The organism is Pseudomonas sp. Leaf127 (assembly GCF_001423155.1).
Taxonomy (GTDB): domain Bacteria; phylum Pseudomonadota; class Gammaproteobacteria; order Pseudomonadales; family Pseudomonadaceae; genus Aquipseudomonas; species Aquipseudomonas ovata.
In genome coordinates this window covers 1-9,885 of the sequence record NZ_LMOA01000013.1, presented here as the reverse complement: position 1 = coordinate 9,885, position 9,885 = coordinate 1, and the positions used below count along the sequence as shown (strand labels likewise).

The window sequence follows — 9,885 nt, the reverse complement described above, 5'->3', positions numbered from 1 at the left end:
GGTGAAGGTTAAGTCCGCAAACTCAACATTAGCCAAGAACCACGATGACCCTCCTCTTTCGCCCACAGGGCGCCTTCGGCTGGTTCAGTTACACCACTTCCTGGGACACGATCCGTTTCGTAGATTTAAGGTCGTAAATTTTCAGCGTTTCGTAGATTTACGGTCGTAAATTTGTGGCGTTTCGTAGATTTACGGTCGTAAATTTGTGGCGTTTCATCAATTTTGCGAGCGCTGCGCACTCGGTCGCGGGCAAGCGCGCTCCTACAAGCGGCGAATGTAATATCCAATAAATGAGTAGGTTTTTTTGATAAGCGCGCGGCGGCCGCCAGGCCGTCCGGTGTTTGCCAGGCGACAGCGCTGTGGTTACTGCACCAGGCTCGAATTGCTCTGGCCGACCGCCAGGCCGGCGCGGATTGCGGCCAGGGCGGCCTGGTAGTAGGCACGGCCTTCGGCGGACTCGGCGAAGCTGGCGAATTCTTCCAGCTCCGGGTTCGACAGGTCACGGTACACGTACAGCAAGGTGTTATGCAGGTCGGCTTCGATCTGGGTCATCAGCCGTTCGCGCTGGCCTTCGAGCATGCCCTGGGCCTGGCCGCCGCCGAGCAGGCCGGGAATCATCTGGCTCAGGCTGTCGGCCGCCACACCCGCCAGCGCCAGGCTGACTTCGGCACCGGCCTGCTTGGCCGGCAGCGCCTGGGCCAGGTGGCCGATCAGCAACTGGCGGGTGGCATCGGCCCCGATCACCGGCAAGCCTTGGGTGTGCCTGGCCAACTGGTCGGCACGCGTAGCAGTCAGCTCGGCCTCGACGATCTTGCGGCCCAGCGGCGACTGGAAGAATTGCAGCGCCGGGGCCGGGTCCTTGAGGCTTTCGCGCAGGCGCTGTTCGGCGCGCTGGTCGACCGCCTGCGGGGCAAAACGCTGGTTGCTGTTATTGACCAGAGCCTGGAACACCGCCGGTGGCAGGTTGGCGCTATAGCGCTGCTGCGCCGCCTTCAGGGCGTCGTTGAAGTGCGCCCGTTGCTGTTGCCAGCCGGCGGCCTTGTATAACTGGTCGAAGCCATCTGCCCAGGCAGGCAGCGCGCACAACATCAACAGCACAACACACAAACGACGCATTCGGGACTCCTGTCGGCAGAGTGCTATTGTCCGGGTGTTGGCGGGGCTTTGTCGAGGCGTGACTGCCTTGAACAATAAAGCAGTCATCCACGCAGGCGCCGCTGTCGGTCCGTCAGGCTTGTGGATACTATGCACGCCATGCAAATGACCCCTGATCACCCCGTATTGCTGCGCATTGTTGACGACCTGGTCGCCCACGGCTGGTCGCAGCAGAGCGTCTTCGTGCCCGATGCGCTGACCGGCGCCCTGGCGGCCGAGTGCCGCAGGCGCGCGGCTGCCGGTGAGCTGGAGCCGGCCGCCGTCGGCCGGGGCCCGGCCCAGGAAGTGCGCGAAAAGGTCCGTGGCGACCGCATCCAGTGGCTGGAACCGGGTCAGGTCGAGGTCTGCGACCAGTACCTGTCGATCATGGACAGCCTGCGCATGGCGCTCAATCGCGGGCTGTTCCTGGGGCTGGAAGATTTCGAAAGCCATTTTGCCCAGTACCCGCCGGGGGCGTTTTACCGTCGCCACCTGGACCGCTTTCGCGATGACGACCGGCGCATGGTCTCGGCAGTGCTGTACCTCAACCCCGACTGGCAGGCCGGGCAGGGTGGGCAGCTGCGCATGTACCTGGGCAATGACCAGCCCCATGACGTAGACCCGGTCGGCGGTTGCCTGGTGGTGTTTCTCTCCGGCGAAGTCCCCCATGAGGTGCTGCCTGCGTGCCGCGACCGCCTGTCCCTGACCGGCTGGTTCCGGCGTCGGGGCGATGATCCGTTTCCTTAGCGTGTGCTGCCTGCTTGCGTTTTGTAGGCAAAGACATGAAACAGCGCGTCATTGAAATGAAACTGCGCCACTGCGCGCATGCCCATCTTGCGATGTGCCTGCAGAGACGCCGGATTGTCGTCGCGGATGAACAACACGCCCTGGCGATCAGGTGCGTATTGCAACAGAGCTTCGAACAGCCGTTGTGCCAGTCCTTGACCGCGCTGGCAGGCACCGACGCAGATCGGGCCATAGATATAGGCGTCCGACTCCATGGCCGGGAAGGCCTCAAGGGTTTTTTCCACCACCATGACCGGGTGTCGACGGTTGACCGCCTGTGAGGTCGTCAGCAAGAAACCGACCACTTCTTCGCCCTGCATCGCCACGACCTGTGGCATGTCTTCGAGCATTTCGGCGATCCGTGCCGCTGGCAGTTCGCCGGACAAACTGCCGCCCTGGGCCTGCTGGTTGGCTTTTTGCAGCTCGACGATGCCTGCAATATCGGCAGGCTCGGCTTTGCGGATAATCAAACGGGCGCTGTTCATGGGCTTTTCTGTCATCTCGGTTCGGCTGCGAATACGCATTATACGCCCCGGCCATAACCGGTCTTGCAGACACAAAAAAGGAGACCCGAAGGTTAATACCGATCAGTCAAGGGCGACGCGGTATGGGGTGGGAGGGGACTTGCCGGCGATGAGGCCAGCAAGGTCCATACACCTGCTGCGCCTGACACATAGCCATCGCCGGCAAGCCGCCTCCCACAGTCTGGTGCCAGGCACGAAATCCTGGGCAACATCAATCCTGTGGGAGGGGGCTTTGCTCCGGGCGGCGATCCGACGATGAGGCCAGCAAGACCCATACACCTGCTGCGCCTGACACATAGCCATCGCCGGCAAGCCGCCTCCCACAGTCTGGTGCCAGGCCCGAGACCTTGGGCAACATCAATCCTGTGGGAGGCGGCTTGCCGGCGATCGAGTGCGAAGCGCTCGCAGAAATCTGTGAAACGCCACAATTTACGACTGCTGCGCAGCCGGTCGCGGTGGTCCGGCACTCCGGCAAGCGCGCTACACCGGTCCCATGTTTGCTGCGCGATACAGGGCGACCTCCCACAGTGGACCGTGCCGCCCACAAAAAAGGAGACCCGAAGGTCTCCTTTTCATTGCAGCCGCGAGGCTTAGAACAGCACGCGGCTACGGATGGTGCCTTTGACCTGTTGCAGTTTTTCCTGCGCCAGGTCCGAGTACTCGGCGTCGACGTCGATCACCACGTAGCCAACCTTCTCGTTGGTCTGCAGGAACTGACCGGAGATGTTGATGCCGTTTTCGGCGAAGACCTTGTTGATCTCGCTGAGCACGCCAGGGATGTTTTCGTGGATGTGCAGCAGGCGGTGCTTGCCCGGGTGGGCCGGCAGGGCCACTTCAGGGAAGTTGACCGACGACACGGAGGTACCGTTGTCGCTGTACTTGACCAGCTTCTCGGCCACTTCCAGGCCGATGTTGGCCTGGGCCTCGGCGGTGGAGCCACCGATGTGCGGGGTCAGGATCACGTTGTCCAGGCCGCGCAGCGGGCTTTCGAAGATGTCGTCGTTCGAGCGCGGCTCGACCGGGAACACGTCGATGGCCGCGCCGATCAGGTGCTTGTCCTTGATGGCCTCGGCCAGGGCATCCAGCTCGACCACGGTGCCGCGGGCGGCGTTGATCAGGATGCCGCCCTTCTTGATGGCGCGGATTTCCTTCTCGCCGATCATCCACTGGGTGGCAGCGGTTTCCGGCACGTGCAGGGTGACGATGTCGGACATGCCCAGCAGTTCGTTCAGGTTGTTGACCTGAGTGGCGTTGCCCAGCGGCAGCTTGGTCACGGTGTCGTAGAAGTACACCTGCATGCCCAGGCCTTCGGCCAGGACCGACAGTTGCGTGCCGATCGAGCCGTAGCCGATGATGCCCAGCTTCTTGCCACGGATCTCGAAGGAGTTGGCCGCGCTCTTGATCCAGCCACCACGGTGGCACGAGGCGTTCTTCTCGGGGATGCCGCGCAGCAGCAGGATGGCTTCGGCCAGCACCAGTTCGGCCACCGAACGGGTGTTGGAGTACGGGGCGTTGAACACGGCGATACCGCGCTCGCGGGCGGCGTCCAGGTCAACCTGGTTGGTGCCGATGCAGAAGCAGCCCACCGCGACCAGTTTTTTCGCGCAATCGAAAAGTTCTTCGGTCAGTTGGGTGCGCGAGCGGATGCCGATGAAATGGGCATCGGCGATCTTTTCCTTGAGCTCGGCTTCCGGCAGTGACTTGGTGTGGTACTCGATGCTGGTGTAACCAGCGGCCTTGAGTACGTCGACTGCGGACTGGTGGACACCTTCGAGAAGAAGGAACTTGATCTTGCTCTTGTCGAGGGAAGTCTTGCTCATCTGCGTAAACCTGTATCCCGGAAAAATGGCATGGGGGCATCATTGACCATGGATGGACCCGCTGTGGGCGCGTCGCATAATGGCAACTGGGCGTCGTATGCTAGCATAAGCACCCCGCGAAACCCCATTTCACAACGTGAATGGTTCTCAGGATTGCCATGAAATCTGCGAGAGTTCAGTGATGACCCAGCGTGCCCTTATCGATGAACTGGCAGCGCTTGTCGCGCCCGCCAGAGTGCTGACCGACGCCCCCTCGCTTGAAACCTACGGCAAGGACTGGACCAGGCAGTTTATTCCTGCGCCACTGGCCGTCGTGCTGCCCCGCACCGTCGAGCACGTCCAGGCCATCGTGCGCTGGGCCAATGAACACCGTGTGGCGCTGGTGCCGTCGGGCGGGCGCACCGGGTTGTCGGCAGCGGCGGTGGCGGCCAATGGCGAGCTGGTGGTGTCATTCGACGCCATGAACCAGGTGCTGGACGTCAATCTGACCGACCGCACCGTGGTCTGCCAGCCGGGGGTGATCACCCGCCAGTTGCAGGACCTGGCGGCCGAGCACGGGTTGTATTACCCGGTGGACTTCGCCTCGTCCGGTTCCAGCCAGATAGGCGGCAATATCGGCACCAATGCCGGCGGGATCAAGGTCATTCGCTATGGCATGACCCGCAACTGGGTGGCGGGCCTGAAAGTGGTCACCGGCAAGGGCGACCTGCTGGAGTTGAACAAGGACCTGCTCAAGAACGCCACCGGCTACGACCTGCGCCAGCTGTTCATCGGCGCCGAAGGCACGCTGGGCTTTGTGGTCGAGGCCACGATGCGCCTGGACCGGGCACCGAAGAACCTGACCGCGATGGTGCTGGGCGCGGCCGACGTGGCCTCGATCATGCCGGTGCTGCATGCCTTCCACGGCAAGCTGGACCTGACCGCCTTCGAATTCTTTTCCCATGCCTCGATGGCCAAGGTGCTGGCTCGCGGCGATGTGCCGGCGCCCTTCGCTACGCCGTGCCCGTTCTATGCGCTGCTGGAGTTCGAAGCGGTCAATGAAGCGCTTGCCGACCAGGCGCTGGCCCTCTTCGAGCACTGTGTCGAGCAGGGCTGGGTGCTTGACGGGGTGATGAGCCAGAGCGAGCAACAGCTGCGCAACCTGTGGAAGCTGCGCGAGTACATCTCCGAAACCATCTCGCACTACACCCCGTACAAAAACGATATTTCCGTGACCGTCGCCAAAGTGCCGGCCTTCCTGGCTGAAATCGATGCCATCGTGGCCGCGCACTACCCTGATTTCGAGGTGCTGTGGTACGGCCATATCGGCGACGGCAACCTGCATCTGAACATCCTCAAGCCCCGGCACATGGACAACGCGGTGTTCTTCGAGACCTGCGCGAAGGTCAATACCTGGGTGTTCGAGATCGTGCAGAAGTACAACGGCTCGATCTCCGCCGAGCACGGCGTGGGGATGACCAAGCGCGATTATCTGGCGTACAGTCGTTCGCCGGCCGAAATCGAGTACATGAAAGCCATCAAGGCCGTGTTTGACCCCAATGGCATCATGAATCCCGGCAAAATCTTCGCCCCTCAAGGGTGAATGCCTGCCCCCTCAGACCTCAGGAGCCCCCATGAGCTACCAGCATAAATATGTCGACGGAACGAATATCCACTTTCCCCTGGGCAAAGTGGTCTGCATCGGCCGCAACTACGCCGAACACGCCAAGGAACTGGGCAACCCGGTGCCGACCGAGCCGCTGCTGTTCATGAAACCGGGCAGTTGCGTGGTGCCGCTGGAAGACAGCTTCAGCATCCCTGCCGACCGTGGCAGCGTGCACTATGAAGCCGAGATCGTGGTGCTGCTGGGCAAGTCGCTGAGCAAGAACCCGTCGGTCGAAGAAGTGCTGGACGCCATCAGTGGCTTTGCCCCCGGCCTGGACCTGACCCTGCGCGACGTGCAGACCCGCCTGCGCGAGAAAGGCCTGCCGTGGGAACTGGCCAAGTGCTTCGACGGGGCAGCGGTGATCGCGCCGTTCGTCTCGGCTGACACCTTCCCGGACCTGACCGACATCGGCATTCGCCTGACCATCAACGACAAGATCGTGCAGGACGGCAACAGCAGCCTGATGCTCAACCCGATCGTGCCGATGTTGCAGCACATGGCCGCCAATTTCTCGCTGCAGGCCGGCGACATCATCATGACCGGCACGCCGGCCGGTGTCGGTCCGTTCGAAGCCGGCGACCGCATCGCTCTGGAACTGGTGGGGCAGGCGCGTTACGAAAGTACCGTGCGCTAGGGGCTGTTGCCGTTTCAGCACGGCCGTGATGAAACGGCAACAGACCCTAAACCTCCCCTGTTCTACAAGAACCGCCCCACTGACCATCGGGCGGTTTTTTGCGTCTGGGGGGAACTATTTCTGGTCACTGCATTTTTTTCACAATCGATCCGGATACTCTTGGCCTGCCCCATGGATCGGGGCACCGACTTGACTCGTCCTTCCCGATCAGGAGCGTGCACATGGCCATCCCTTCATCTTCCTCTTCCTTGCCGGCTTCGCCTGCGCTGACACGCCGCTGGGGCATGCACTGGTACGCCTGGCTGGCCTTGGTGCTGGCGGGTGGCTATGGCCTGGCGTTTGCGATGCATTGGGATGACCGTGCGCGGCTGTTCATCCAGGAGACCCTGGAAAGCAAGGCCGACCGCAAGGCCAGTGTCTGGCTGCCCGACTACAAGGTCACCATCGATGCCAAGGTGTTGCCGGGCATGGCCGGCGACGAGGCCAGCGACCTGGCCTACAACCCGCAGACCCGTACCCTGTTCGCGGTGATGGGCAAGAATCCGTTTCTGGTCGAGCTGAGCCTGACGGGCGATGTGCTGCGTAAGATCGCGCTCAATGGCTGGAGCAATCCCGAGGGCGTGGCGGTGCTGGAAAATGGCCTGGTGGCCATTACCGATGAGCGCCAGCATAACCTGAGCATCATCAAGGTCGACGCCAACACCACGGAGCTGAACATGGCCGATGCGCGCCAGTATGATCTGGGCACCTCGGAGAAAAAGAACAAGGGTTTCGAAGGCATAGCCTGGGACCCGGCACGCCAACAATTGTTGCTGGGCGAAGAGCGCCCTGCCAAGCTGTCGGCCTGGAGCGGTGACGGCAGCGAGCACCTCAAGGGCGACAGAAGGGCGCTCGACAGTGGCGCGCTGGACATGCGCAACCTGTCGGCGCTGGCGATCGATCCACGTACCGGCCATACCCTGGCGCTGTCGGCCGATTCTCACCTGCTGCTGGAGATGGACGAGAAGGGCCAGCAGGTCAGCTTCATGACCTTGCTCGGTGGTGTGAACGGGCTGAAAAGCACCATCCCGCGTGCCGAAGGCGTAACCGTGGATGAAAAGGGCACGCTGTACATGGTCAGCGAGCCGGACCTGTTTTACGTCTTTGAAAAGAAATAGAAATCATCTGGTGCGGTTGATTTGATGGCATAAGGCTATTGTTAAGCCTGGCTTCAGATTGGCGTGCTATTAATGCTGCCCCCCCTTCCTGTGTCGAGCTGCTGGAATGCGTCGCTTTATTCGTCTGCAACTGTTGGTCCTGGTGCTGCTGCTGTCGATTGCCCTGCTGTTTTTCGCCAATCGCGAGTTTCGTCTGATCGAGCGTGCCGCGTTCAACTGGACAATGTTCTGGCAATCGCAATCGGCGTCTGTCATGGGCCTGGACGAGTACCGGGTGACGATCGAAGGGCAAGTGATCGACGGGCTTGACGACGATGTGTCGGCCCTGAGCTACGACCCGGACCGCAAGAGCCTGTTCACCGTCACCAACCAGAACAGCGAAATGGTCGAGCTGAGCCTGGACGGTCGCATCCTGCGCCGTATCGCGCTGGTCGGCTTTGGCGACGCGGAAGCGGTGGAATACATCAGCCCCGGCGTCTATGTGATCAGCGACGAACGCCGCCAGCGCCTGATCCAGGTGCATGTCGATGACAACACCCAAAGCCTGGACGCCGAACACGCCGAACAGTTGACCCTCAACTTCGATGCCGGCAACAACAAGGGCTTCGAGGGCCTGGCCTACGACACCAAGGGCAAGCGCCTGTTCGTGGCCAAGGAGCGCGACCCGGTGCAGATCATCGAGGTGCATGGCTTTCCAAAGCTCAACAGCGCCACACCCAATGCCCTGGAAGTGATCTCCAACCGCAAGCGCGATGCCGGCATCTTCGTGCGTGATCTTTCCAGCCTGCAATTTGACGAACGCAGCGGTCATTTACTGGCACTGTCCGACGAGTCCCGGCAGATTCTGGAACTGGACACCGAAGGCCGCCCGGTGGGCAGCGCTTCGCTGAAAAAGGGCGACATGGGCCTGAGCAAGACCGTGCCCCAAGCCGAAGGCATCGCCATGGACGACGACGGCGTGCTGTACCTGGTGAGCGAACCGAACCTGTTTTATGTGTTCAAGAAGCCTTGATACACCTTGTCAGGTGTAAGTGCTGATGAACACCTGGCACGTTTGCCTTGAACAGGCAGAGCATTTTTGCTGATGGTGTGGCCACTGAGCCGATCCAGGAGCGGCTTCAGCCGCGAATGGCTGAAGCGAAATCCTGTGGCTTTGCCATTCCCGGCTAAAGCCGGTCCTGCACGGGCCAGTTCAGGCGGTGTTCAGCGGGTCAGCGTTTTCACCCCTTCGGCGGTGCCCAGCAGCAGCAGGTCGGCCGGGCGGGCGGCGAACAGGCCGTTGGTGACCACGCCGACGATGGCATTGATCTGGCTTTCCAGTTGCACCGGGTCGGTGATGCTCAGGTTGTGCACGTCCAGAATGATATTGCCGTTGTCGGTCAGCACGCCTTCGCGATAGACCGGGTCGCCGCCCAGTTTCACCAGTTGCCGGGCCACGTGGCTGCGGGCCATTGGGATGACTTCGACCGGCAGCGGGAAGGCGCCCAGTACCGGCACCAGCTTGCTGCCGTCGGCGATGCAGATGAAGGTCCTGGCCACGGCGGCGACGATCTTCTCGCGGGTCAGGGCGGCGCCGCCGCCCTTGATCAGGTTCAGGTGCTCGTCGCTTTCGTCGGCGCCGTCGACGTAGAACTCAAGGTCGCTGACCGTGTTGAGCTCATACACCGCAATGCCATGGCCCTTGAGGCGTGCGGCGGTGGCTTCGGAGCTGGCGACTGCGCCGTCGAAGGCACCCTTGTGCGCGGCCAGCGCATCGATGAAGCAGTTGGCGGTAGAGCCGGTGCCGACGCCAACGATGCTCTTGTCGTCGAGCTTGGGAAGGATGAAGTCGACAGCGGCCTGGGCGACGGCCTGTTTGAGTTGATCCTGAGTCATGCGGGCTCCACGGTGCCAAGGGATGCGAAAGGGCGGCCATTATAGCGGCCACTGGCGTCTAAAGGCGGGTCATTCGTATGGTCGTGCCTCGGGGCACGGGTTAGACTTTCGGCCCTTGCTCCTTCCGCCAGTGATGTCGCCACGATGCTTGAACAGTACGTCAAGAAGATCCTCACCTCGCGCGTCTACGACGTCGCCATCGAAACCCCGCTGCACGGTGCCCGGCAACTGTCCGAGCGCCTGGGCAACCAGGTGCTGCTCAAGCGCGAAGACCTGCAGCCGGTGTTTTCCTTCAAGATCCGTGGCGCCT

General features: G+C 61.8%; 10 protein-coding genes. 6 read left to right on the top strand and 4 right to left on the bottom strand.

Annotated elements, in window-relative coordinates; translation table 11 throughout:
- Positions 1-363: 363 nt before the first annotated feature.
- Positions 364-1,116, bottom strand: a complete 753-nt coding sequence (locus tag ASF84_RS10580) for a DUF2059 domain-containing protein (RefSeq protein ID WP_056838040.1) — start codon at positions 1,114-1,116, stop codon at positions 364-366.
- A 129-nt stretch (positions 1,117-1,245) separates the two neighbouring features.
- Between ASF84_RS10580 and ASF84_RS10575 the strand changes: the two genes are divergently transcribed.
- Complete coding sequence (locus ASF84_RS10575) at positions 1,246-1,881, top strand: 2OG-Fe(II) oxygenase (RefSeq protein ID WP_056838038.1); 636 nt, start codon at positions 1,246-1,248, stop codon at positions 1,879-1,881.
- On the opposite strand, the gene ASF84_RS10570 is transcribed toward ASF84_RS10575, so the two are convergent.
- Both ASF84_RS10570 and serA read right to left on the bottom strand, forming a co-directional pair.
- Positions 1,878-2,405 carry a GNAT family N-acetyltransferase gene (locus tag ASF84_RS10570; RefSeq protein WP_056838036.1) on the bottom strand — a complete coding sequence of 176 codons (528 nt, stop codon included), beginning with the start codon at positions 2,403-2,405 and terminating at the stop codon, positions 1,878-1,880. The two genes, ASF84_RS10575 and ASF84_RS10570, sit on opposite strands and share 4 nt — an antisense overlap.
- A gap of 629 nt (positions 2,406-3,034) precedes the next feature.
- A complete protein-coding gene (gene serA / locus ASF84_RS10565; protein WP_056838034.1) occupies positions 3,035-4,264 on the bottom strand; it encodes a phosphoglycerate dehydrogenase in 1,230 nt (409 codons plus the stop codon).
- Positions 4,265-4,445: 181 nt separating this feature from the next.
- On the opposite strand from serA, the gene ASF84_RS10560 reads away from it, so the two are divergent.
- From ASF84_RS10560 to ASF84_RS10545, 4 genes are all read left to right on the top strand, one after another.
- Positions 4,446-5,846, top strand: a complete 1,401-nt coding sequence (locus ASF84_RS10560; protein WP_056838032.1) for an FAD-binding oxidoreductase — start codon at positions 4,446-4,448, stop codon at positions 5,844-5,846.
- Between the two features lie 31 nt (positions 5,847-5,877).
- Positions 5,878-6,543, top strand: coding sequence for a fumarylacetoacetate hydrolase family protein (locus ASF84_RS10555; RefSeq protein WP_056838030.1), 666 nt, complete (start codon positions 5,878-5,880; stop codon positions 6,541-6,543).
- Positions 6,544-6,827: 284 nt separating this feature from the next.
- Positions 6,828-7,700: an SdiA-regulated domain-containing protein gene (locus tag ASF84_RS10550; RefSeq protein WP_236709411.1), complete on the top strand. Its 873-nt coding sequence runs from the start codon at positions 6,828-6,830 to the stop codon at positions 7,698-7,700.
- 106 nt (positions 7,701-7,806) lie between these two features.
- Positions 7,807-8,712, top strand: a complete 906-nt coding sequence (locus ASF84_RS10545) for an SdiA-regulated domain-containing protein (protein WP_056838026.1) — start codon at positions 7,807-7,809, stop codon at positions 8,710-8,712.
- A 191-nt stretch (positions 8,713-8,903) separates the two neighbouring features.
- Here ASF84_RS10545 and rpiA read toward each other — a convergent pair whose 3' ends face one another.
- Positions 8,904-9,575: a ribose-5-phosphate isomerase RpiA gene (gene rpiA / locus ASF84_RS10540; RefSeq protein ID WP_056838024.1), complete on the bottom strand. Its 672-nt coding sequence runs from the start codon at positions 9,573-9,575 to the stop codon at positions 8,904-8,906.
- Positions 9,576-9,719: 144 nt separating this feature from the next.
- Between rpiA and ASF84_RS28450 the strand changes: the two genes are divergently transcribed.
- On the top strand, positions 9,720-9,885 hold a 166-nt coding region (locus ASF84_RS28450; RefSeq protein WP_156684201.1), incomplete at its 3' end, for a pyridoxal-phosphate dependent enzyme.

What these genes read in the sequence shown, in the direction of transcription:
- ASF84_RS10580 (WP_056838040.1), bottom strand. Translation starts at nt 1,116, where the DNA reads ATGCGTCGTTTGTGTGTTGTGCTGTTGATGTTGTGCGCGCTGCCTGCC.
- ASF84_RS10575 (WP_056838038.1), top strand. Translation starts at nt 1,246, where the DNA reads ATGCACGCCATGCAAATGACCCCTGATCACCCCGTATTGCTGCGCATT.
- ASF84_RS10570 (WP_056838036.1), bottom strand. Translation starts at nt 2,405, where the DNA reads ATGAACAGCGCCCGTTTGATTATCCGCAAAGCCGAGCCTGCCGATATT.
- serA (WP_056838034.1), bottom strand. Translation starts at nt 4,264, where the DNA reads ATGAGCAAGACTTCCCTCGACAAGAGCAAGATCAAGTTCCTTCTTCTC.
- ASF84_RS10560 (WP_056838032.1), top strand. Translation starts at nt 4,446, where the DNA reads ATGACCCAGCGTGCCCTTATCGATGAACTGGCAGCGCTTGTCGCGCCC.
- ASF84_RS10555 (WP_056838030.1), top strand. Translation starts at nt 5,878, where the DNA reads ATGAGCTACCAGCATAAATATGTCGACGGAACGAATATCCACTTTCCC.
- ASF84_RS10550 (WP_236709411.1), top strand. Translation starts at nt 6,828, where the DNA reads ATGCACTGGTACGCCTGGCTGGCCTTGGTGCTGGCGGGTGGCTATGGC.
- ASF84_RS10545 (WP_056838026.1), top strand. Translation starts at nt 7,807, where the DNA reads ATGCGTCGCTTTATTCGTCTGCAACTGTTGGTCCTGGTGCTGCTGCTG.
- rpiA (WP_056838024.1), bottom strand. Translation starts at nt 9,575, where the DNA reads ATGACTCAGGATCAACTCAAACAGGCCGTCGCCCAGGCCGCTGTCGAC.